The organism is Calditrichia bacterium (assembly GCA_020634975.1).
Taxonomy (GTDB): Bacteria; Calditrichota; Calditrichia; order RBG-13-44-9; family J075; genus JACKAQ01.
In genome coordinates this window covers 78,032-102,127 of the sequence record JACKAQ010000005.1, presented here as the reverse complement: position 1 = coordinate 102,127, position 24,096 = coordinate 78,032, and the positions used below count along the sequence as shown (strand labels likewise).

The window sequence follows — 24,096 nt, the reverse complement described above, 5'->3', positions numbered from 1 at the left end:
TTATCACTTTAAATGTGAGAAAAACTATGATAAATCTCAACTTACTGGATATTCCGAAGGGTCAAAAAGCACCGGAATTTACAGGCCCAAAAACAGATAGTGACGTAACCCTTTTGGATGAATCGCTGGATTTTTTTGAATCCGAGCGAGAAACATTCCAGCCCAGACCGGAGGAAACCGTTGACGACAACCAACTATTTGCAATCGATGATATAGACTCGGAACCGGTTGATGATTCATTTTCGAAAACATTAAAAACTACCGAAGAACATGTGGAATCTTTCGATGAAGATTTTGCACCAAAAACAGATGAAAATAAGGGGTCTTGGGTAAAAATGCTGGGCATCGCAGCGGCTGTTATATTGCTACTTGCGATACTCTATTATGCTGTTTTACCGCTGATAACAGGCGGAGATGAGCCCCAACCTGAAACAGTGCCGCAAACCGTTGAAACACAAACACCGGTTGCAACCGAAACACCTACTCAGCCGCAATCCAATATTCCGCCGGAAATTGCTGCGCAATATCGCCTGAATTCGGCAGAAAACAGCTATCGGATCAATCTTGCGAATCGTTTGCTGGAATCGCGGGCAACCGGCGGCAACCACCAAATGGTGGTGGTTACGGATGGATACGCCTACACCAGCATTCTGGCGGACTCGCGAGATGCCGCCAATCGCTACAGCACCAGCCTCAAAAGCACGTTGGGCGGTAATATTTCACCAAAACTGGAAAGCACCGAAGCAACAACGGTTTCCGGAAGATCGAAAGTGATCGCCAATTTCTCGATGCGGTTATCCGAAACATCCGGTTCGCCGCAGGCGCAATCTTTTAACACCGTTTTAAACGACCAGAATTTTGACGCAACAACAAAAGCATTGGGCAAACAGCACAATACACGAATCACATATTTGAAACGTGGCGATCAATCCCGTCAGGGCACGTTAACGGCAACCAATTATTATGTGCGGATCAGCGGTACACAAAAATCCGTTACCGCTTTTATTGGTGATTTGGCAAAACAATTCCCCTCAGTCAACCTGCTAAAAATGTCGTTATTTACACCCAATGCTACATCCATTAACAGCAACGCCGTAACTGCAAATCTGGAACTGGTATTTTATTCACCGGTTCGATAAGTTTCTGATACACAATCCGGGGCGCCGATTCGCATAAATCGGCACCTTCGGGAATTTGAGTGGTTCATTTTCCCAACCTAATTTATTTTCGTATCGCTTTTCCTGAGCCAACGGAAGGCAAAATGAATTTTGTTTAGCCTTTTGTTATACGGCTGCAATTTGTTAACTTTTCAACCTTGGTAAACGATGGAATTGTTCCGGGAATGTCACCCGCTTTGCATGCTGTTTTTTGCCGAAAGTGAACGAAAATAATTCGCTATTTTATACAAATTTAAATACGAGAGTTTTATGAGGATTATATCCGGTAAGTACAAAGGCAGGCAACTTCAGTCTGCGAAAGACCAATCCATCCGACCAACAACAAACAAAATCAAAGAGTATATTTTTGAGCTTATCGGCGGGTTTGTTAACGAATCCGTTGCACTTGATTTATTTTGTGGCTCCGGCAGTTTAGGGCTGGAATCGTTGAGCCGTGGCGCAAGCAATGTGACATTTGTGGATAGCGCCCAGTCTTCTTTGCGGGTATTGCGCCGAAATATCGGCATTCTGAAAGTGGAAGAGCCATTCAAAATTCTACGAAAAGATTCGCTCATGTTTTTGAAAAGCAATCGCCAGCCATTCGACCTGGTTTTTGCCGATCCGCCATATCAATGGGCCGATTTTGATCGTCTGTTTTCGATGATGTTCAAAAAAACCAACCTCAGCGAAACAGGATTATTTGTGTTGGAATGCGAAAAAACGGTAGAGCTCCCGGTAAATAGCGATAAATGGGAATTGCTTCGCCAAAAACATTTTGACCGAACGGTCATCAGCTTTTTCAGCCGAAAAGGGATTGTTGAATGAGAACGGCAATCTATCCGGGGACTTTCGATCCGATAACCAATGGGCATCTCGACGTTTTGGAACGCGCCACGAAACTATTTGATAAAATTGTAGTTACGGTCGGAAAAAACACCTCCAAAGCACCGCTGTTTCCCACAGACGAACGCATCGAACTCATTCGGGAAGTGATAAATCAGTTAGACACAAAAGCTGTTTTGGAAGTGGAAAGTTTCGATGGATTGATTGTTGATTATGCAAAAAGAGTCAACGCGACAGCTATTATTCGCGGATTGCGTGCGATTTCCGATTTTGAATATGAATTTCAGATGGCGCTGGTCAACCGGCGGCTGTCCAACGGCATCACCACCGTTTTTTTGATGCCGCATGAAAAATATACCTACCTCAACTCCAGCATTGTAAAAGAAATCGCCTCTTTTGGAGGCGATATCTCATATTTTGTGCCACCGCTGATTGAAGAAGCGATGAAAAAAAAGTTGGATCAGCGCAAATAACAGCGCTATTTTTTCGGACGAATCATCGCGAACATGCCTTTTAGCTGCTCTCGCGGCATCATTTGCGCCACAAAATTAAACTGCCCGCCCTGTAACTTTTCCGCACCGTCAATTGTCACACATTCGCCGGTTAAATATGGCGACATATCGGACATCATGAACACTGCCAAATTTCCCAGTTCTTCCGATTTCCCGAAACGTCCGGTTGGTAATCGTTTGAGATAATGTTTTTCAATTTCCGGACTGGGCATCAACCGTTGCCATGCGCCTTCTGTGGGAAAAGGTCCAGGTGCGATCGCATTTACACGAATACCGTAAGTTGCCCATTCGAATGCCAATGTGTTGGTCATCGCGTAAACGCCTGCTTTGGCGCAAGCGGAAGGCAGCACAAACGCGGAGCCGGTTTCCGTGTAAGTGGTCACGATGTTCAAAATAGAGCCACCGGTTTTATTTTCAATCAATTTCTTGCCGAAATGCTGGCTGCAATTAAACGTGCCGTGCAGCACGATATCCACCACAGTTTTGAACCCGTTGGCGGAGAGATCCTCCGACGGGCAGTAAAAATTACCCGCCGCATTGTTGACCAGCCCGTTCAGCTCACCAAATTCTTCGGAAAGCTCGGCGATCATTTTTCCGACAGCCTCGTAATCGCGCACATCAACCGTTTTGTAAACAACTTTTCCGCCCTTCTCCCCTATTTGCGCGGCGGCGGTTTTCAACTTTTCTTCGGTGCGACCGCAGATCGCCACATTTGCGCCGTGTTCGGCAAAATGGGTTGCCATTGCCAAACCCAATCCGCTGCCACCACCGGTGACCAGAATGTTTTTTCCGGAAAGCGTGTCTTTCGTAAACATTTGTTTTTCCTCGATTAATTGCTGTTTTGTTTCGCCAGATGATTTAAAATGCCTTCGAGATATTTCCAGAATTTTTCGACCGTGGAAATCTGCACCCGTTCATCCGGAGAGTGCGCACCCAGAATTGTGGGGCCAAACGAGATCATATCCATTCCGTCATATTTATCGCCGATGATACCGCATTCCAGTCCGGCGTGAATTGCTTTTACATGAATTTCTGTGTTGAACAGCTCGCGATACACTTCTTTTGCGATGTGCAATAATTGGGAATCGGGATTGGGTTGCCATGCAGGATAACCGCCGCCCTGATGAATCCTGGTGCCGGCCAATTGCCCGAGCGCCGAAACACTTTGCGCGATACCGGAAAGGCTGGAACCGACAGAACTGCGTTGGCTGGTTAAAACGCTGATATTCTCTTCGTTTGTTTTGACAACTGCCAGATTTGTGGATGTTTCCACCAAACCGGGAACGGCGTGGCTCATCGCCAAAACGCCATGTGGCATGGCGTAAAGCATATTCAGCAAGGTGTTGTGCTGTTTTTGGGTGAGCATTTCACCCGGTTTTTCGAAACCGTTTTCGGCGATTTGAACAAAAACACCGGCATCGGTCAATTTTAATTCATCGCGGAAAATATCCTGATATTTGGCTGCGGCGGCTTTCAGCTCGCCCAGTTTTGCGGTGGGCAACGCAACAATTGCATCGCATTCGCGAGGGATTGCGTTGTGTTTGCTGCCGCCATCGAGGTGCATCACCCGCAGCGAAAGCGTATCATCTACATCTTTCAACAACCGGGTGATCAATTTGATGGCGTTGCCAAGTCCGGCATCAATTTGCAAACCGGAGTGCCCGCCCTGCAATCCGCCGACACGAACGCGAACGACGCTATAATTTGCCGGCACGGCTTCGTTTTCGAGATCGATAAACAGTTCGGTATCTTTCCCGCCCGCGCAACCGATGTAAATATCGCCGTCTTCTTCGGAATCCATGTTGATCAGAATACGACCTTCGAGCATATCATCGCCAAGTTCGATGGCGCCGGTTAGCCCGGTTTCTTCGTCGATGGTGAACAGGAATTCCAGCGGACCATGCACCAGATCGGTGCTTTCCAGCACTGCCAGTGCCGCCGCCACACCGATGCCGTTGTCCGAGCCGAGGGTGGTGCCGTCTGCGGTAATCCAGTCATCTTTGCGGAGCAGGCGAATCGGGTCTTTGCTGAAATCGTGTTGGGTATCTTTATTTTTTTCGCAAACCATATCGAGGTGGCTTTGCAGCACGGCAATTGGCGCTTTTTCGCAGCCGGCGGTTGCTGGTTTGCTGATGACGATATTTTTCACACGATCTGATTTGTAGCTCAATCCGTTGCGTTCGGCAACGCTGATCACATATTGGCGCACTGCGTCCTCATGCCGGGAGCAGCGCGGGATCTGGCTGATTTGATAAAAATGTTCCCACATTAATTCCGGCTTAAGCCCTTTTATGGCATCTTTCATGGCTGGATCCTTCTGTAAAATGAGTGTTTTATAACAAAATTTAGCTGTTTTCTCCCAAAAAATAAAATTCAAAAACAGCTGTTGAACAAGCGTTTTCTAAGTTTGTGGGTAGTTTACGCGACACCGCACTAAAGCGCAAGCTGGATAAAAAGTTCTCCGGCCAAAATAAAAAAAGCCTTCAGGAAGACGCCGATGGCGAAGGCATCCTGAAGGCTGATAACGCAATTTTGGATTCACATTTTTGGATTAATACAGGACTTCCGCCCACCGTTTTCCGGCGACCAGTTCGGCATGTTTACGTTGCCATTTTTCTTTGGAACCCGCCATTCGCGAAAATACAGATTCGAGCACTTCGCGAATTTTTTCCGATCCAACAATGTAAACATATGTTTTTGAATCGTTTAGCATCTTCCAAATTTCGTTGCTGCGTTCCTCGATCGCATAGTCCAGTGCAATCGGATCATCCCAATGCGGGCGCGGGCTGAGCGCTTTGAATGCTTTAAAGGTTTCTTCATCGTAATAATTGGCGAAATCGTCGTTTTTGTCATTCATGTAAAGCAGTTCCAAACCGGTGCGGGCACCGTAGAACAAACGAACTTGCCCTTTCCAATCGCCAACATTGTTGTAAATATGTTTGGTGAACGCCCGGAACGGCGCAATACCGGTTCCCATCCCGATCATCAACAGATTGGATGATTTATCTTCCGGCACTTCGAACGGCAATCCGTAGGGTCCGGACAGGGTGATTTCTTCCCCAACGCCGCGTTCGCACAAATAATTTGATGCTACACCGGCAAATTCTTCGCCGCTGAATTCATCAATGTAATTGCAACGCCGGACGCAGAGGTTCAACTCGGTTTTACCGGATTTCAACTTTTTGGGTAAATCCGCAATGGTGTACAACCGGAAATGCACATCGTTGCCATAGGCGTGCGGTCCGGGAACCAGAACGCCAACACTTTGACCGGCTTCAAATTCCACATCGCCGTTGCTCACTTCAAGAATCAAATCGCGCACTTCAACGGTATCGTAAGGCGTGATGCGCGTAGATTTTTTAATTTTGGCTTTGAATTGATTCTCGGTACTATAATCTGATAAACTCTTCATTTCTTTCCTCCGTAGATTTAACGAGGGCTAGGTATCGTTATTTTGATTTATTCATTTTCTGTATTGATTACCGTTAATTTTTTTTCGCAAATGAGCGAACAACTGCAGCCCTGGCAACCACCGCGTCCGGCGAGTGCGTCCTCATCTGTCGAATAATCGGAGAAGCTTTTTTGCCATGCTTTCTGCACGATTAACCAGATTCCCATCATTACAAATACTGCCAAAATCGCAAACAAATAATGCATTATCATAACTTAAAACTCATGTTTAATTATTGTTCATTTTGAAAAATCAACCGCCCAATCCGGCGAAACCCATAAACGTTAAAGAGAGGATACCCGCCAGCATCAGCGTAAGCGCTGTGCCTTTTACGACGTTGGGTACTTCTGCCAATTCGAGTTCTTCGCGTAAGCCGGCCATCAGCACCAGCGCCAATGTGAATCCAACGCCGGCACCCAGCGCATAAACGATGGACTGCACAAAACTATAGCCTTTGCTGGTTTGAAACAGTGCCAACCCCAAAATGGCGCAGTTGGTGGTAATCAGCGGTAGAAAAATACCCAATGCGCGAAACAGCGCCGGGCTGATTTTTTTGATGATCATTTCCACCAATTGCACGGTTGAAGCGATCACCACGATATACGAAATCAACTGCAAATATGGCGCGTTGATCGCCATTAGCAGCGAGTGGATGCCATACGCACAAACGGAACTGACGAGCATCACAAAAATGACAGCGCCGCCCATTCGCGAAGCCGTTTCAATTTTGCCGGAAACCCCCAAAAACGGGCAGATACCGAGAAAATATGCCAGCACGAAGTTGTTGATTAAACAGGCATTTAGAAAAATATAACCTAACGATTCGTCAACCATGATATGTCCTGTATGTTTTCAAAATTTAATTTCGATGAACCTTAAATTTAGCTCGCTGCCAATTCTGCTTTTTGTTTTTTGGCATTGCGTTCTTTCATCGCGTTAAAAAAGAGCAACCATGCGCCGAGCGTAAAAAATCCGCCGCCGGGTAAAATCATGACTATCCACGGTTCAAAACTTTCCGCAAAAACCGGGAAACCAAACAGGCTGCCGCTGCCCAAAATTTCGCGCACAACACCGAGGCACAACAACGCAAAGGTGAAACCAAGTCCCATTCCCAAACCGTCCATCACCGAGTTGCCGATGGTATTTTTGGATGCGAAAGCTTCTGCCCGTCCCAAAATCACGCAGTTCACCACGATCAGCGAAATGAACGCGCCCAATGCTTTGTGAATATCCAGGCTGATCGCCTGAATAACGAATTCAACAATCGTTACGAATGTCGCGATGATCAAAATGTAGGTTGCAATCCGTACCTGTTTAGGGATGAATTTTCGCAACGCAGAAACCAGAATATTTGACATCAACAAAACAAATGTAGTTGCCAGCCCCATTGCCAGCGCGTTGATAGCGGAGTTTGAAACCGCGAGAGTCGGGCACATGCCCAACACCTGGACAAATACCGGGTTTTCCCGCCACAACCCTTTGATAAATTCATCTGTGGAAAGGGTGGATGTGTCTTTCGATGTATTCATATGTCATTACCTGATTGTTTTTCAGTGCTGAACCGCGGATAAATCCGTTGCGGTTTTGGCTTTTTTCAATGTTTCGATATTTTGGACCAGCAACGGAATTAATTCGCCGGTATTATTGCGCAGCAAATTGGCTACTGCTTTAGATGAAATGGTTGCACCGGTAATGCAATCGATCTCCCACGGATTCACCTTTTCACCTTTTTTGACCGGCACAATAGGATTTTTGATGGCATTTTGATCATCCGTTACAGAAATATCCAATCCGTCAAAATTTTGCAGAAAATGTTCATCTTTTTCGATCTTATCACCCAAGCCCGGTGTTTCTTTGCTTTCGAGCACCTGAAACCCGATGATGGCTTGCGATTCGGGCGAGTAGCCATAAATAACCCGGATAATATCCTGAAATCCCTGACCATTGGCTTCGATGGCAACACCAACCAATTCATTTTGATCATTGTATCCGGCGTAAACAACACGCACCCCTTTTTCGGCTTTTTCAACTTCTTCGAACTGTTTGTTTTCATTCAGCTTAAAGGCAATTTTTGTTGAAGCGCCAGGAATTACGGCAAAAATAGCTTTTTCCAATGCAGCAGCTTTATTGGTTTCGATTGCCGGGAGTGTCGCCTGAAAAGTGAACACAATCAAAACCGCACACAGAATTCCCACGCCGCCCATCGCCCGCAACATATGCCAGGTGTTTGGCTGATCCGTCATGTTTTGCAAGTCTGGTTGACTCATGTTTTAACCTATTATTTATTCTGCAGTTAATCGCATTTTTAAATTTCAATAAAATTTGGCTTACGCCCTTTTGGCAACTTTTTTTGTGCCGTAAACCCTCGGTTGAATCAACCGGTCAATTTGTGGCGACGCTGCATTGGCGAACAAAATGGCATACATCACGCCTTCCGGCAAACCGCCCCACAGCCGGATTACCACCACCAACAGCCCGATAATTGCACCGTAAATAATTACGCCAGGCGTTGTAACCGGCGATGCTACCATATCCGTTGCCATAAAAACAGCGCCATACATCAATCCGCCGGAGAACAACATGAACATTGGCGAAGGATAAATTTCCGGATTGATCAGATAAAATACCCCGCTCAACGCTGCCACCGTCACAAAAATAGATGCCGGAATTCGCCAATTGAGCATTTTCCGGGCAGCCAGATAAATACCACCCAGTAAAATAATTAGTCCGCTGGTTTCGCCGAGTGAGCCGGTGGTCAATCCAAAAGCGAGATCGTATGCCGTGGCAAACTGGTGATCGAATTTCATTGCAGAAAGCGGCGTTGCGCCGGTAATTGCATCGTAAACCGGAACGGTAAACGGAAATGTGAATGTTGAACTGGGCAACGATGTAAAGCGATCTGCCGCAAAAACGGGATGCCAGGTGGTTATCGCTACCGGAAAAGCAGCCTGCAAAAACGCCCGCCCTACCAACGCCGGGTTGAACATATTCATGCCAAGTCCGCCGAACAAAAATTTGCCCAGCGCAATTGCGATAATGCCACCAAACGCGACCATCCACAGCGGCAGCCCGGGCGGCAGGGTCAACCCGTAAATCAATCCGGTGATAGCGGCTGACCAATCGCCGATTGTGCTTTCTTTGCCGTTAAATCTGCACAAAAAATGTTCTGTCAGCACAGCGGATGCCGTTGCCATCGTCAGCGATAACAGCGCCACCAACCCGAATGCATAAATCGCAAATCCGGCAACCGGCAGCAGCGCGAAAACGACATTGCGCATGATAACATCGGTGCTCGATCCGCTGCTGATATGCGGTGAAGTGTGTATTTCCAGTGTTTTGTTGATGCTCATAATTAGTTTTTCGTTTTGTGCTATTACCGAATCAAAATTGTATTGAGGCGCCGCTCAACTACCCTATTTTATTTGTTGAGCAAGTAAACGCCATTTGGGTATGTCAACGCCATGCCCCGACTGAACGTATCAGGATGCCTTTTTCTCGCGCAAAACGCCTTTGGCGATGCGAAAATACTGCACCAGCGGGATATGCGACGGACAGACATACGAACAGGAGCCGCACTCAAAACAGTCGAATAAGTGGTACTCTTCCATCATTTTCTCGTAATCGCCGTTTTTGGCGAGCATCCCCAACCGCGATGGATTGAGGAAAATCGGGCATGCATCCACACAATAAGCGCATTTGATGCACGGAAATACTTTTTGCTGAGTGCTCGCTGTTTCCGCTTCGGTGAACGCAACCACACCGGATGTGCCTTTGGTGATCGGAATATCGAGACTGGAAACAGATTGCCCCATCATCGGGCCACCGAGAAAAACCCGGCTGACATCCGCTTTCACGCCGGCTTGCTCCAGCGCGTAACGCAGCGGCGTGCCGATCGGAATCAAATAATTGCCTTTTTTGGTAATGCCCGGACCGGTAATCGTGATCACGCGTTCCTGAATACCGCGACCGTGCGGCAGTAATCGCCCGATTTCCGCAGTCGTGGCTACGTTGATAACCACCGCCTGCACATCCACCGGCAAACCGCCGGATGGCACTTCGCGATTCAGCAATGCTTTGATGAGCATTTTTTCTGCGCCCTGCGGATATTTTACGGTCAGAACTTCAACAGTCGTGTTCCCGGCGAGGTCAGCAGGAATCGCGTTTCTCAGCCGTTCGGCGGCATCCAGTTTGTTGGATTCAATGCCAATGATGCATTTCTGCACACCGGTCACTTTCATCAGATAGCGGATGCCCATAAAAATATCGTCGGTTTGCTCCAGCATCACCCGGTGATCTGTGGTGAGAAACGGTTCGCATTCGATGCCGTTGATAATCACCGTATCCGCCGATTTCCCCTCGGGAATTTTTAACTTCACATGGGTCGGGAACGCGGCGCCGCCGAGCCCCACGATGCCTGCATCCTGAATCGCGTTCAGAATTTCGGATGGCGTTGCGGTTTTCCAATCGCAGGGCGTGCCTTCCGCAACATCCTGTCCGGATGCGGGAAACGGCTGGAGATAAATGCTCATCACCATTTTGCCATTGGAAGCGGGCGCCCAGTTGATCCGTTTGATGGTTCCGGAAGCCGGTGCATGCATCGCAACGGACATAAAACCGTCCGGTTCGGCAATTTTTTGTCCGCGTGCCACTTCCTGCCCTTCCTTGACAATGGGCTTTGCCGGTTTACCGGCGTGTTGCGAAAGCGGGATAATCATCACCGGTGCGAACGGGAATCGGCGAATGGGCATTGCGCTGGTTTCCGTTTTCGCTTCCGGCGGATGAACACCGTGAGGAAATGATTTAAATTTAGTATTTACAGACATTTCGTCGTTCGTTTCAGTTTCCGTAATAATTGGGGCGACCGGTTTGGCCGCCCCGCTGTTTAGCTTCTTTAGTTATACTTTTCAGCCCGTTTGACCCATTTTTCGATGTCCTTTTGGGAGCGATCTGCCGGCAGTCCGGGGTGGATCACTTGCGCGGTGCATTTTTCCGCCGCTTTCACGAGATCCTGATACGGACCGGCGTTGGGATCTTTGATAAAGGCTTTTTTGTTCTCGTTATACGCAAAGATTTTGTTATTCAGCTTGATGCACTCATCGCAGGAGGTGCATTCGTCGGTATCAATCCATGGAGACATGTGCTCCCCGTTGGTTGCCTGTGCAGCTTCCGCAGGTGCGACGGATGCCGCAGAACCGTTTGCCAAAGCTTCAAAACCGTTGCCGCTGCCGCCGGCCATTTTCATCAAACCGGCTGCAATGTTGCCAACAACTTCTCTGCGAATCTTTTCTTCCAGATTTTCTGCCGGAGCTTCCGCTTCTTTAACGCCGGCCATTGCTTTCAGCATGATCCAGAAATCACGGCGATCTTCTGCGGATTCCACAATCGCGCTGGCGACCATCACCCGGCTGAGGTGTTTTTTGCGATCCACAGCCCAGATAAACGGCACTTTGCCTTCGCGTTCGTCTTTGTCCATATCCAGAAATTCGCTGAACGGAACCATGTTTTCATTCCATGCATCTTGCGGCACTTTGCGGAAATGCTTCCGGAAACGTGCTTCGGTCAGTGCGAAATCGGCGAACGTCATCGGCACTTCCAGCGTTTTTTCGCGGCCACCGTCAACATAATTGAGGGTGTAATTCGGCCAGATTTTGTCCATTTCCGGGTTTCCGTCGAGTTCGAAGCATTCCTGCGGCGTTTTGCCTTTATCAGGATTGTAACGGAACAACGGATACGCCCGGCTTTCCACAGCCAGTTTTGCCTGATGTGCGGACATATCGTCGCCGATACCGTGTTCCGGCTGGCAAGGCGTATACAGGTTGAACAGTGCCGGACGACGAGCCATCAATCCCTGCACAAATCCTTCGATCATGTGGTTGGGATTGGCGGCAGTTGCCTGCATCACATACGAGGTGCGGTGCGCCATACCAATCAGCCCGATTTCTTTACGAATTTCCTGTTTACCCTGAATGGCTTTGCCGTATTGCGCCATGTCCGAAACCTGTCCGAAGAAGCCGGAGGTACAGGCTTGTCCGCCCGTGTTGGAGTATACTTGCGTATCCACCACCACAATTTTAATCGGCTTGCCGGACATCAACGCGCGGGAAAGGTTCTGGAATCCGATGTCATACATCGCACCGTCGCCACCCAATGCAACTACCGGCGGGCAGAGTAGCCATTCGGCATCGCTGAATTGTTTCCAGTTGAAATAACGGAAATAATTTTCATGCTCTTCGGCTTTGAATTTGCCCTCAAGTTCCAATTCCGCCATGCGAACAGCTTTAAAGCCTTCCGCCATTTTAGCCATGTGGCCTTCGAAAATACCCAACGCAACCGATGTGGCATCCTGGAACAGGTGGTTTGCCCACGGGAACGGATACGGGTTGAACGGATAGGTGCCGCCCCAAACTGAGGTACAACCGGTGGAGTTGAGCATACCCATATTTGAACGGCCTTTGCCGACCGTGCCCTGGGTATATTTCCATTTCAGGTTTTTCAGTTTGGCGATAAGCTGGGTAACCCGGCGCAACCAATCCTGATCGATCGGGTTGCTGCCGCGCATTTTTTCCATTTTGCTGGCAATACCGGCAAGCGTGATGTCGCCATCTTGCAATTCTTCGACTATTTTGCCCATTGCCGATGCATCGCTAACATCCATATTTTGCACGAGTTTAAACTGGATGTGTTTTTCCAGTTTGCCAATCAGTTCATCGATGCGTTCGATATGTTTGGCAACGCGCGGCTGCATGAGCGCTTCCACAGTTGCGACAAACAGGTGAACCACGGTTTTCTCGCCGCAACCCAAACATGCACCGTCGCCGCTGGCGAATGCAGTGTAGTTCTTTTTGTCCATCAGCAGGGTTTGCAGTGCGCCAACGCCTTCTTCCAGATCATCAATGCGGGAGAATTTTTTCGCCGAGTTCGGCAGATCCATCCAGAAATCCCATTCATCCTGCATACGTTTGACGGTGGTTCCGGTCTGCGGGATAGCGCGCAACGCGTCGTCGTTACATACCTGAACGCATTCCATACAGCCTTTGCAGGTATACGGATTAACAGTGATGCTGAACAATCCACCGCTGTTTTTCTGTTTCTTTTCATACAGCGTGAAATACGGACGGGTGATGCTGAACTGGAAATCGCCCAGCATTTCTTCGAACAACTGGAATTCTTTTTGCAATTCCGACCGTTCGTCGCCGCTCAGGCCGCTGTCTTTAATCGTGCTTTGGATCGCCTGCGAAATCATTTTGCGAACGTTGTCTTTTTCCGAGGCTTCGCCGAGAATTTCGTGCAGTTTGCTTTCCATTTTGCGCACGGCTTTGGGCAGGTGTTTGACGCTGTGACCGGCTTTTTTCACCCGGCTGACGACCGTATCCAGCACTTCGCCGACTTCGTTGACCAAACCGGGAATTGCCGTATCCGGGCAAACCGTGTAACAATCGCCGCAAGCGGTGCAATTTTCGGGCACCCATTCCGGGTGATTGAAACGAATACCGGTCATATCGCGGAAAACGCTGGTGACCGCCGGCATTACGCTCAGCCCGATAAACGGATCGGTAATCACATCGTTACCCATGCCACGGGCATAAAAACTGCCGGTTTGTTCCCAAAAACGATGGATATCGGTGGTCGGCGCTTCGCTTTGCGGAATGTGTTTCAGCATCATCGGCAATGCGGGTTCGTTGGATGCTTTGCCGTTGCCGTTGGCAGCAACACCGGCACCAACGGTTTTGTTGGTGATTTCGTGCACTTCGTCAAATCCGCGACGCACAACTCGCAAGTTATCTTCCACAACCCGGCGACCTTTGCCACCGAATTTGTAATTCAATTGTTCTTCAATCGATTTGAACAATGTTTCTTCGCTCAAACCGGTTTTTTCCATGGTCGGTGATGCAGCGAAAAATGCGCCCTGGAAGGCGTTACCCTGCATCCGGAATTGCAATTCCGGATCGGATGCTTCTTCGCGGGCAATTTTGAACGCGTCGATGTAGAAAATTTTAATATCGTTATCAACAATAAATTTCTGATAGTGAACCGGGATTTCCGACCACACTTTGTCTGCGTTTTCGTATTCGCTTTGGATAATGAACACGCCGCCTTTTTTCAATCCGGAAAGCGCGTTGGTATGATGGAACACGTTCGGATCCGGCGAGAGCACAACGTCCACAAAGTAATATTCGCAGTTCACGCGGATCGGTTCCGGCGCTGCGGAGAGATAAAATGTGGTCGGCTGGCCTTTTTTCTCCGAACCGTATTTGGGATTGGCTTTGATGTGATAGCCGAGCAGGTCAAACAAGGTCATCGCCATGTTTTTACCGGTGGTTACCATGCCCCAACCGCCAACAGAGTGCAAACGGATGGTGATGCCGCCGGGAGGAATCAGGTTGGGATTTTCGCTGCCGCGAATCGCCAGTTCCTTCACTTTCGGATACGATTCTTCGATGGTTTGCTGATAAATTTCCTGTTTCGGCGTCATCGCTGTTTCGCGGATAAAATCAATGCCGAGGTAGAATAATTTTTTCTGTTTGCCGTCCGGCAGCATGTTTTCGATAGTGCCGATCAGACCTTCCGGCTGCAAATCGCGGCTGCCCATACCGAATGAACCGGAGTAGAGTTTCGGTGCATCGGCGGATGATTTGTAAACTTCCAGTTCGGGATACGGCAGGTTTTTGCCTTTTTCCTGACCATTTTCGAGGCATTTGGTGACCGTGGCGCGAATTTCGCGCATCAGCGGCAGGTCTACTGCCAAGGGTTGGTCGAGTCGTTCCAGAACGGCAACGCCTTTTTTACCTTTGAGAACGCCACCGAGCAGATCGCCGGGGAAGGGACGGAACATGACCATATTGACCACGCCCACTTTCAGTCCGCGGGTTTCGCGCAGGTAATCGGCAACCACTTCGGCGCTGGAAACAACGCTGCCCTGACCGAGAATCAGATAATCCGCGTCTTCCGTGCGATAGGTCATTACCCGTCGGTAATCGCGGCCGGTCAATGCGTAGAATTCTTCCATCGCCTGATCAGTCAATTGCTGAATGTGATCGAAAAAGAACGGACGTTGTGCAGCAACAGATTGCATATACGAATCCTGGTTTTGCACGATGCCGGCCATCACCGGATTGTCCACATCCCACAGTTCGGGAATGCGGCGGCGTTGCGGGCCGTAAATGATGCGCTGAGCGGCTGTCGGCGTATCAATAATATCATCCGGACGACCGAGGTATTCGGCAATCAGTTCGCGTTCGGGAATCATCAGCGATTCGATGAGGTGGGTCGTCAAAAATCCATCCTGCGCAATAATGCCGGGCGTTAGCGCCAGTTCCGCAACACGGTGCGAAATGATGTTCAAATCCGCAACCTGCTGGGCATTTTTGGCGAACAGTTGGAAAAATCCGGTATCGTCCACGCAGTGGTAATCATCGTGACCGGCGTGCACGTTTAATGTCGATTTGGTCATGGCGCGTGCGCCGATGTTCAGCACATAAGTGAGGCGCTTGCCAACCGCGGCATACAGCGATTCGTGCATGTAGGCAATACCCTGTCCGGAGGAAAAGTTTGATGCCCGCAATCCGGTCATCGATAAACCGGCGGTTACAGCTGCGGCAGCATGTTCGCCTTCCGGCTCAACAAAAATCAGCGGACGGTCAGATATATTAATGTGCCCTTTTGCGGTTTCTTCCGCCCAATATTCACCCATTTGGGTGGATGGCGTGATGGGATACGCGCCAGCAGCATCGGTCGATTCCCGCTCGCACATAATGGCGGCAGTGTTGCCATCCATCGCAGCACGCGTTCCCGGATATTTAAACGTTTGTTTTTCTTTGGATTTTTTGAACATGGTTCCCATCCTTATGAAATATTATCAGTGGATTTATCTATCTATTTTTCAATAATTTATATCAAATACAGCCGATTTTTTTGGCGGCTGCGCCGTTGCAATTATGTTGTTCCCGGACGCATGGCTTCTTTGCGGATCACTTTTTTGCTTTCCCTTCCCTTTTGGGGACCTTTCTCTTTATCCAGCCAAACGATGGCACCGGTCGGGCATCGCTCGATGGGCACGCGGGTGTTGTGATTTCTGCTATAATCAACATGTGGCAGGTTATTTTTCATTACGATGAGATCGCCGGGGGCATCCATTGCGCAGCGTCCGCAGGCGGTGCAGCCCACTTCGCAATCCTCCAGAATGCCGTCGCCGAATTCCTCGTTTTTGCAGGCCACCCACAATCTGCGGTTGGCTGGCTGCAACGAAAACAGCCCTTTCGGGCAAACTTCCACACAGTCGTTGCAGGCAGTGCATTTGGCTTCATCCACCACCGGCAGCGAAAATTTGTTCATCGTTATCGCGCCAAAATCGCAGGAAACTTCGCAATCGGCGAGTCCCAAACATCCCCAAAAACAGCCTTTGCCGCCGCCGGTTACCACCGCAGCCGCACGGCAGGAATTCATGCCTTCGTATTTTGCGCGATTGCGGGCAACGTTGATGCCGCCGGCACAAGCTAACCGGGCAACTATTTTTTCTGCCGAACCGACATCCACGCCCAAATATTTGGCGATACTTTCGCGCCCTTCATCGGAACTGACGGTGCATTTTCCGGGCAACGCTTCGCTTTTCACCAACGCTTCCGCAAACGGGCGGCAGCCGGGAAAACCGCAAGCACCACAATTGGCGTGCGGTAACATATCCTCCACAACATCAATTCGTGGATCTTCATAAACGAAGAGTTTTTTATTGGCAAAAATCAGGATGATCGCGAGGAGAACGGTTAACCCGCCCAAAGCAGTTACAGATGTAATAAATAGTGTCATGGGTTTAACCCTGCAAGGTCGTCTTTTATGCTGCTGTGTGTAGTATGTGTTTCTTTTTGCATTTTGTTTCTCATTAATTGTTAAAGCACCTGATGTGTTAGCAAAACATTTGCCACATATTTTGTGAATCCATAAACACAAATTAAACAGTAGCTTATCTGTATTTTTTTCATGTCTTTATTTTTTGAATACCTGCCACATTTCTACCGAAATCATCAAAAAAAATCAGTTAAGCTTCGTAAAATCAAACTGTTAATTGCGGAAACAACAGATGATGCTTATGTAAATTGTGGCACCTGTTATTTCTCGCTGACCGATGAGAAGGGACGGTTGTGCATCCGGGTGAAAAAAGAAGCAGCGGCAATAGCAGATTGAAAAAAAAGTGCCACCCGGTTCGGATGGCACTTTGTGGTTTAAAAATCGATTTCGGGTGAAACGGAAAAAATTAATTTTCGCTGAATTTCGATTTCGCGATAAACTGCTGACCGGATTCAAAAGCCTGTTCGTTCAACGGAATCATGGCACATTTATCGTGCAGCGCACTGCGGACAGTGTTCAAAAATGTTTCCTTCGGGAACATTTGGGTAACCGCCTGCAACGCGCCCAGCGCCACAATATTTTTCACCATCACTTTGCCGAGGTCTTTGGCAATTTGTGAGAACGGCACGCCGAAAGCGCGTACCCCTTTTTCCAGCGCCGGCAAATCGGAAATAACCGAGCTATCGTAAATAATAATGCCGTTTTCCCGAACCTGCGGACCAAATTTCATCATGCTGGGGCTGTTGAACGCCAGCAAAATATGCGGATGCAAAGCAGACGGCGAAAGCACTTCGCTTTTGGCGATGTGCACATCCGCGTACGATGTGCCGCCGCGCGATTCCGGCCCGTAGCTGGGTATATGAGTGGCGTCGAATCCCTCGTTCACCGCGGAGCGGGCGATCAGCGATGCAGCCGTTTGCGCACCGTCGCCGCCGGCACCGGCCAGTTTTAGCGAAATATCTTCGCTGTCGATGTGATCCGGGAATTTTTCGGCAAATTTTTCGGGCGTTTCTTTGTCCCAGCAAATTTTATCGACCATCAGTTGCGGATCGAATTTTGGCGGTTTCAAATCGAACCACGGTTCCGTTTCCACATCCTTTTTTACACCGAGCGGAAACACCGGCACCATATTTTCTTTCACCCATTTTTGGGAATCGGCCGGCGATAGTTTCAGGTGTGTCGGGCATTCGGAAAGCACTTCCACAAATGCAAATCCGCGATTTTCCACCTGCATCTGCACTGCTTTTTTGATCGCTTTTTTGGCGCGATTGCGTTGTTTGTTATCAAACAGCGCCACGCGTTCCACATAAACCGGGCCTTCCAGTTGGGCGATCAGTTCCGCCATTTTCAGCGGTTGTCCGGTGAAGCGGTCGCGACCGTATGGCGTTGTTGCGGTTTTCATTCCGGTGAGCGTGGTTGGCGCAAGCTGTCCGCCGGTCATCGCGTAAGTTGCATTATTGATAAAGATAACGGTTATCGGGATTCCCATTTGCGCCGCTTGCATAATTTCCGCAAGCCCGATCGACGCCAAATCGCCATCGCCCTGATAGCTGATAACGATGGAATTTGGATTCGCCGTTTTGTGTCCGATCGCCACTGCCGGAGCTCGACCGTGTGCCGCCTGCGTATTGCCGACGTCCATATAATAGTAGAGGAAAACGCTGCAACCCACCGGCGAAATGGCCACAGTGCGATCCTGAATATCCAGTTCTTCGATGGTTTCCGATAAATAATTATGTGCCAACCCGTGACCGCAACCGGGGCAATAATGGGTGGTTTGCCCTTTTAGCCCCTGTCCGCTGGCGTGCCGGGAAAATTTTTCATAATAGACGCTCATTTTATATCCTCCCGCCGGCATCAAATCCGGCGAATGTTTTCGTTTTTTCATCAATAAATTAGGTACTGCGGCAGCCGTTTTTCGCTCATTTGGAAACAGGAATAAACGTGTGCAGCACTTTATCGATGATTTCCTGTTTCTGCGGCAGCACGCCGCCAAAATGCCGGATGTCATCGATAAACGGCGTATCCGGCACATGTGCGTGGCTTAACGCCAGCCGGAGCTCGTCTTCCAGTTGACCGTTGCTGGCTTCGACCACCAGAATTTCCTGAACGTGATCCAACAGCGGCACCAGAAAATCGATCGGGAACGGCCACATGGTTATCGGGCGGAACAATCCGGCTTTCACACCTTTTTCGCGCAACGCCTGAACCGCGCCTTTTGCCATTCGCGCGGGCGTGTTTGCCGCGACAATCAGCACTTCGGCATCGTCACAGCAGAACAGATCGGCGCGTTGTTCGTTTTCGCTCATTTCGCGGTATTTGCGATTGAGATCGCGGTTGTGCTGTTCCAGCTCCGCTTCGGAAATGGCAATGGAGCAAATAAGGTTACCGCGATGTTCGGCATCGCCGAAAACTGCCCATTCCGGCAGTCCGGGTTTTACGAGATATTCCGGTAAATTCACTTTTCCGGAAATTTGCCCGAGGTAACCATCGCCGAGCAAAATCACCGGATTGCGATATTTAAACGCGAGCTCGAACGCTAAAATGCTCAATTCCATCATTTCCTGCGGCGAAGATGCCGCCAGCGAAATGGCGTGGGTATTTCCGTGTCCCAATCCCCGGCACACCAACTTGATATCCGATTGTTCCGGGCCGATATTGCCCAATCCGGGACCGCCGCGCATGATATTCACAAAAACGCCCGGCACTTCCGCACCGATCATGTACGAAATGCCTTCCAACATCAGGCTAAATCCGGGTGACGATGTAAAAGTCATGCACGGCAAACCAGCTCCGCCGCAGCCATACATCATATTTACCGTGGCAACCTCGCTAACGGCTTGCACAAACACGCCGTCCATTTTGGGCAGCAATTTTGCCATAAGCTCCGCACCTTCGGTGGATGGCGTAATCGGATAGCCGTAAAAATGGCGGCAGCCGGCCATCAACGCGCCAATCGCGGCAGCGTAAGTGCCTTTGATAAATAGCGGCGGCATTTCCGGCAACGGAATTCTTTCGTCGGGAATGGTGTGCGGTTTTAACATTTCGCGGTGATTGGTGGCGGGTTTGTAAACTTCGCCGTTTTCATACCCTTTTTGGGAATCGAACATCTGTTGCATCCCGAACGGCTCGGGACAGGCTTCGAAACACAGCCCGCAGCCGTTGCAAATATCCAGATCCACCTCAACCGGGATCAACCCGGAAAGCGGATTGATATCCGTTCCGTAATGAAAACAATGCTTTGGGCACGCATCGATGCAGCGTCCGCACCCTTTGCATAATTCGGGAATTACCACTGGTTTAGGTCTTATTTTGACAGTTGACATTGGAGCCCTCCAAATTATTTTTTTAGAAATCAGTGATGGGATTTTGCCGCATACCGACGCACGAATTCCTGAACCTGAACCATTGTAAAACCGTTGGTTTTGCCCAATTGCCCAAGTTGAATTTCCGCGTCCGATGCGTTTACCCCTAATTTGCGGATCAGATAATCGATCGGCACATCGTATTTTTGGTGAATGGATACAATGGTCGCAGAGCCGTCAATTTCTGTAAAAACATCCACTTCCGTGTCGATAGATTGTGAATCCGCAATGTGTTGTTGTGTTTTATTTGAAATTGTTTGTTGATGTGTTGGATCAGCTTTATGAGACGATACAGCAGGATTTGCCGATTCTCTTTCAGCTTTGCGCATATCGCGCAATTCATTGAAGGTCAGTTTCTGAACATCAGAAAGCGGAGGGAGCGCTGCCAAAAAAATAATTCCGGCAGCGCCGAGAATGCCGAAGGCAACGCGCATACCGGAACCCGAAGCGGCTCTGCCCTGAACCATGGCGACAATCCAGCGCCAGTGCAAAATGAGATGTAGCGCCATCGCAGCCATCAGCCCGACAGATATCCAGAAATGAATACTGCCCCACTCATGCCGGGTTAATCCCCACAGCACTTTCACGACACGCTCGCCACCGTGGCTGCCGGCTTCGCCACCGCTGCCGGGCGGCAGGGCGTATCTCAACAAAAAACCTGTTCCGATCAGAAAGGTAAACAGCGCAAATCCGAGCGCGTCAACCACAAAGTTGATGTGTTTTCGTTGCAACCGTTTCCCCTTCCGCAGATCATTTGAATCGGAAAGGGCTGGCACAAACATATTTAACCTCTATTATTTCATGCTTTGCAATGTTTTGATGTAGTTCGCCCGAACCAATGCCGCCGGCTCAGCCGCAGACAAATAGCTCATCGAACCTTTCATCTCTTTTAACGAGCCTATTTCGTGCTCGTCCATCCACTGCTGCATTTCTTCCAACATAATTTTGATAACCTCCGGACCTTTTTTATAGATCACGGATGTCAACATTGTTACATCTGCGCCGGCCATGATTAGTTTTAGGGCATCTTCTGCGTTATGAATACCCGAACTTGCCGCGAGGCTTGCGTTTATCGTGCCATATAAAATTGCGATCCAACGCAGCGGCAACCGGATATCATACGATTGGCTGAGTTTGAGATTCGGCACAATATTCCGTTCTTCCAAATCGATATCCGGCTGATAAAAACGATTAAACAGCACCAGCGCATTTGCCCCGCCCTGGTCCAGTTTCATCGCCATATTGGCAATTGCGCTGAAATACGGGTTCAGTTTCACCGCCACCGGAATATCGATAGTGCTTTTTACATGCGTCAAATCGTCGAGATAAATGCGTTCAACCTCCAACCCGCTAATTGTCGGATCTGTTGGCACATAATAAATGTTCAGCTCCAAACCGTCTGCACCGGCTTCCTCAATTTTTTTGGCTTGATTCATCCAGCCACCCACAGAAACGCCGTTAAGGCTGGCAATTACCGGAATATCCAGCGACTCTTTAAGTAAATGCAATTGCTCCAAATAGCCATCGGCGTCGTAATTAAAAAATTTGTCCGGTTCAGGAAAATAGCTGTTCGCCTCTGCATAACTTTCGTTATAAGTTGTCAGATAATAATCCAACTCCTGCGTATGACGCATAATTTGTTCTTCAAAAAGGGAATACATCACGATTGCGGATGCGCCCGCATCTTCCAGTCTTTTAGCCATATCCAGACTTGCAGAAAGCGGCGAGGCAGATGGGACAATGGGGTTTTTTAGCGTCAATCCCATATATCTTGTTGTGAGATCCATACTGACCTCCTTCGTCACTGTTTGTGAAAAAATTAATGTTTGTTCGACAAACCGGCACGTCACTTTTGCAGCAAGGTAGTTTCAACTGCAAATCAGGCATGCCATAACCTTTTCAGGTATCCGCAAAAATAATTTAGGGAATACGGTCATTTGCAAAAATGAGGCAGATCAGCACAAAACATGATCTGTATCAGGGTAATTGTTGATAAAAAGCTAATTTGACTTAAAAACAACCGAAAATCGCTCCAAACGCCTGCCACAAAACCGCATTTTGCCACAAAGATATAATATCTGTAAATATATGTTTTTTATCATATTAAACCTTCGTTTTTGCGATAAAACGCCAATGTGTGGCAGTGCTTTTTACGGATGATGACGAAAGGAGCTATTCCAAATCATTGTAAATACACTGTTTAAGTTGAAAGAAAAAAGTGGCAGGTTGTTTGCAATATATTGAATGAAAAATTAAGAGGAAAATCATGAGGCAAAGAACGGTCATTCCCAGTTGCAAGGATTGTAATGCGCAAACATGCTCGATTTTCAACGTGCTCAGTTGCGATGAGCAGGATAAAATTTCCGACAACAAAGGCGGCAATTTCTACAAACGGGGCCAACATATTTTTTTCGAGGGGACACGACCGTCCGGCGTTTTTTGCATACACAAAGGCAAAGTAAAAATTTACAAAATTGACCACACCGGCAATGAACAAATCGTCCGGCTGGCGAAAGATGGCGATATTTTGGGTTATCGCTCGGTTGTCAGCAACGAATTGTATGCCTCATTTGCCGCCGCACTGGAAGATTCGCTAATCTGCTTTATTCCCCGCAGCGTTTTTCTGGAATTGTTAACCAGCAACGGTCAGCTTTCCATGCAGATGATGATCCGGCTATCCAAAGAACTAAAATCTGCCGAACGCCGGTTGGCGGAGATGGCTCAAAAACCGGTTCGCGAACGACTGGCAGAGGCGCTGCTGGTGCTGCAGGATGTTTTTGGCGTTGAAAATGATGGCGAAACACTCGATGTTCGGCTGAAACGTGAGGATTTTGCCCATCTTGTTGGCACAACCACCGAAACAGCGATCCGTTTTCTCTCTGAATTCAAACATGAAGGATTGATTGAAGTAAACGGGCGTTCCATTAAAATTTTGCAAAACCGAAAACTGACGCAGGTTGCCAACATTTACGAATAAAAATATTTTGATTAAACAACTATTTTTTATAGGTTTACAAGAACTATAGTTGTGCAGCATTGAACAGTGTCTGACCCGTGAAAAACGGGTTATCCGCTTAAAAAAAATTAACAATTGTCGCTTTTTTTGCCGTTTGATTGTCCTTCCGTATTTGCATCAAACCTTTTTAATATCATAGAAAATGCTGATTAAGATCATTTTTTGCCCCGATTTTCGGCTATAATTTATCCACGAATGAATTATTAGCCGTCAATTTTTGGCATTTTGGATCGAATGAGTAGTATCGTTGAAAATAAGGTGGATCAAACTATGAATGCACCAATCGGCATTTCAGATGGTCAATTGCTCCAATATCAACGTCGGGAATACCTGTTTCGTGAAGGCACTCAAATGCAGGGCATATATATACTGCATGCAGGTAAAGTAAAAATTATGCGACGGGGAAAATACAGCAAACCGCATATCGTGCGGCTCAAAAAAGCGGGTGACTGGCTGGGGCTGGACGATCTGAAAAATATCCGCTACAATGCCAGCGCTATTGCACTGGAACCGGTTTTTGCGTCATTTATCAGCAAAGATGAAATGTTAAGATTGTTGGAGCGCAATTTCAATTTTTCTATCGATATTTTGCGCAGCATGTGCGAAGACATCAAATGCGCTGAAAAACGAATGCACCGGCTTGCCAGCAAAAAAGCCCGGGAACGGGTGGCGGAAATGTTGCTGGAACTGGAAAATTTGTTCGGACAAGATCCGGAGTCCTACCTCAACGTGCGGCTGACGTTACAGGAATTAGCCGATTTTGCCGGCGTAACCAGCGAAACCATGTCCCGGTTGATGAATGATTTTCGGCGAATGCACCTGATTGACAGAAATGACAAACGCATCCGCTTGCTGGAACCGATTCAACTGCAACAAATTGCAGGATTATTGTAAATAACACCTCCATGGT

At 48.3% G+C, this 24,096-nt stretch carries 21 protein-coding genes; 6 read left to right on the top strand and 15 right to left on the bottom strand.

Features of this window, described 5'->3' with window-relative positions; genetic code table 11:
- Positions 1 to 26: 26 nt before the first annotated feature.
- The 3 genes from H6629_22055 to coaD all read left to right on the top strand — a co-directional run bounded on the left by H6629_22055 (position 27) and on the right by coaD (position 2,473).
- The gene (locus tag H6629_22055) at positions 27 to 1,139 is read left to right on the top strand and encodes a hypothetical protein (protein MCB9070467.1); all 1,113 of its coding nucleotides are present in this window, start codon (positions 27 to 29) and stop codon (positions 1,137 to 1,139) included.
- Positions 1,140 to 1,427: 288 nt separating this feature from the next.
- Entirely contained in the window at positions 1,428 to 1,982 is a 555-nt protein-coding gene (gene rsmD / locus H6629_22050; protein MCB9070466.1) for a 16S rRNA (guanine(966)-N(2))-methyltransferase RsmD, read from the top strand.
- On the top strand, positions 1,979 to 2,473 hold the full coding sequence (gene coaD / locus H6629_22045; protein ID MCB9070465.1) for a pantetheine-phosphate adenylyltransferase: 495 nt from the start codon (positions 1,979 to 1,981) through the stop codon (positions 2,471 to 2,473). Before rsmD ends, coaD begins: the two co-directional genes overlap by 4 nt.
- Before the next feature lie 5 nt (positions 2,474 to 2,478).
- Here the strand turns inward: coaD and H6629_22040 are convergent, their stop codons facing one another.
- The 11 genes from H6629_22040 to H6629_21990 all read right to left on the bottom strand — a co-directional run bounded on the left by H6629_22040 (position 2,479) and on the right by H6629_21990 (position 16,766).
- Positions 2,479 to 3,327 carry an SDR family oxidoreductase gene (locus H6629_22040; GenBank protein ID MCB9070464.1) on the bottom strand — a complete coding sequence of 283 codons (849 nt, stop codon included), beginning with the start codon at positions 3,325 to 3,327 and terminating at the stop codon, positions 2,479 to 2,481.
- 14 nt (positions 3,328 to 3,341) lie between these two features.
- On the bottom strand, positions 3,342 to 4,817 hold the full coding sequence (locus tag H6629_22035; protein ID MCB9070463.1) for an aminoacyl-histidine dipeptidase: 1,476 nt from the start codon (positions 4,815 to 4,817) through the stop codon (positions 3,342 to 3,344).
- A gap of 246 nt (positions 4,818 to 5,063) precedes the next feature.
- Positions 5,064 to 5,924, bottom strand: coding sequence for a ferredoxin-NADP reductase (locus H6629_22030; GenBank protein MCB9070462.1), 861 nt, complete (start codon positions 5,922 to 5,924; stop codon positions 5,064 to 5,066).
- 47 nt (positions 5,925 to 5,971) lie between these two features.
- Positions 5,972 to 6,175, bottom strand: a complete 204-nt coding sequence (locus tag H6629_22025; protein ID MCB9070461.1) for a hypothetical protein — start codon at positions 6,173 to 6,175, stop codon at positions 5,972 to 5,974.
- A gap of 40 nt (positions 6,176 to 6,215) precedes the next feature.
- Entirely contained in the window at positions 6,216 to 6,797 is a 582-nt protein-coding gene (locus tag H6629_22020; protein MCB9070460.1) for an RnfABCDGE type electron transport complex subunit A, read from the bottom strand.
- Between the two features lie 47 nt (positions 6,798 to 6,844).
- A complete protein-coding gene (locus H6629_22015) occupies positions 6,845 to 7,492 on the bottom strand; it encodes an electron transport complex subunit E (protein MCB9070459.1) in 648 nt (215 codons plus the stop codon).
- A 21-nt stretch (positions 7,493 to 7,513) separates the two neighbouring features.
- A complete protein-coding gene (locus H6629_22010; protein MCB9070458.1) occupies positions 7,514 to 8,230 on the bottom strand; it encodes an FMN-binding protein in 717 nt (238 codons plus the stop codon).
- Between the two features lie 60 nt (positions 8,231 to 8,290).
- On the bottom strand, positions 8,291 to 9,313 hold the full coding sequence (locus tag H6629_22005; protein MCB9070457.1) for an RnfABCDGE type electron transport complex subunit D: 1,023 nt from the start codon (positions 9,311 to 9,313) through the stop codon (positions 8,291 to 8,293).
- A 129-nt stretch (positions 9,314 to 9,442) separates the two neighbouring features.
- Positions 9,443 to 10,786, bottom strand: a complete 1,344-nt coding sequence (gene rsxC / locus H6629_22000) for an electron transport complex subunit RsxC (protein ID MCB9070456.1) — start codon at positions 10,784 to 10,786, stop codon at positions 9,443 to 9,445.
- Positions 10,787 to 10,854: 68 nt separating this feature from the next.
- Positions 10,855 to 15,795: a 2-oxoacid:acceptor oxidoreductase family protein gene (locus H6629_21995; protein MCB9070455.1), complete on the bottom strand. Its 4,941-nt coding sequence runs from the start codon at positions 15,793 to 15,795 to the stop codon at positions 10,855 to 10,857.
- Positions 15,796 to 15,896: 101 nt separating this feature from the next.
- Entirely contained in the window at positions 15,897 to 16,766 is an 870-nt protein-coding gene (locus H6629_21990; protein ID MCB9070454.1) for an RnfABCDGE type electron transport complex subunit B, read from the bottom strand.
- A 171-nt stretch (positions 16,767 to 16,937) separates the two neighbouring features.
- Here H6629_21990 and H6629_21985 point away from each other — a divergent pair, with 171 nt between their 5' ends.
- Complete coding sequence (locus tag H6629_21985; GenBank protein ID MCB9070453.1) at positions 16,938 to 17,141, top strand: hypothetical protein; 204 nt, start codon at positions 16,938 to 16,940, stop codon at positions 17,139 to 17,141.
- Between the two features lie 70 nt (positions 17,142 to 17,211).
- Here H6629_21985 and H6629_21980 read toward each other — a convergent pair whose 3' ends face one another.
- The 4 genes from H6629_21980 to H6629_21965 all read right to left on the bottom strand — a co-directional run bounded on the left by H6629_21980 (position 17,212) and on the right by H6629_21965 (position 21,957).
- On the bottom strand, positions 17,212 to 18,642 hold the full coding sequence (locus tag H6629_21980) for a 2-oxoacid:acceptor oxidoreductase family protein (GenBank protein ID MCB9070452.1): 1,431 nt from the start codon (positions 18,640 to 18,642) through the stop codon (positions 17,212 to 17,214).
- 85 nt (positions 18,643 to 18,727) lie between these two features.
- Entirely contained in the window at positions 18,728 to 20,131 is a 1,404-nt protein-coding gene (vorB, locus tag H6629_21975; protein MCB9070451.1) for a 3-methyl-2-oxobutanoate dehydrogenase subunit VorB, read from the bottom strand.
- A 29-nt stretch (positions 20,132 to 20,160) separates the two neighbouring features.
- Positions 20,161 to 20,901, bottom strand: coding sequence for a DUF4405 domain-containing protein (locus H6629_21970; GenBank protein MCB9070450.1), 741 nt, complete (start codon positions 20,899 to 20,901; stop codon positions 20,161 to 20,163).
- Positions 20,902 to 20,964: 63 nt separating this feature from the next.
- Complete coding sequence (locus H6629_21965) at positions 20,965 to 21,957, bottom strand: dihydroorotate dehydrogenase-like protein (protein ID MCB9070449.1); 993 nt, start codon at positions 21,955 to 21,957, stop codon at positions 20,965 to 20,967.
- A 479-nt stretch (positions 21,958 to 22,436) separates the two neighbouring features.
- On the opposite strand from H6629_21965, the gene H6629_21960 reads away from it, so the two are divergent.
- Together H6629_21960 and H6629_21955 are read left to right on the top strand one after the other, a co-directional pair.
- Positions 22,437 to 23,147, top strand: coding sequence for a Crp/Fnr family transcriptional regulator (locus H6629_21960; protein MCB9070448.1), 711 nt, complete (start codon positions 22,437 to 22,439; stop codon positions 23,145 to 23,147).
- Positions 23,148 to 23,456: 309 nt separating this feature from the next.
- On the top strand, positions 23,457 to 24,080 hold the full coding sequence (locus H6629_21955) for a Crp/Fnr family transcriptional regulator (GenBank protein MCB9070447.1): 624 nt from the start codon (positions 23,457 to 23,459) through the stop codon (positions 24,078 to 24,080).
- Positions 24,081 to 24,096: the final 16 nt, after the last annotated feature.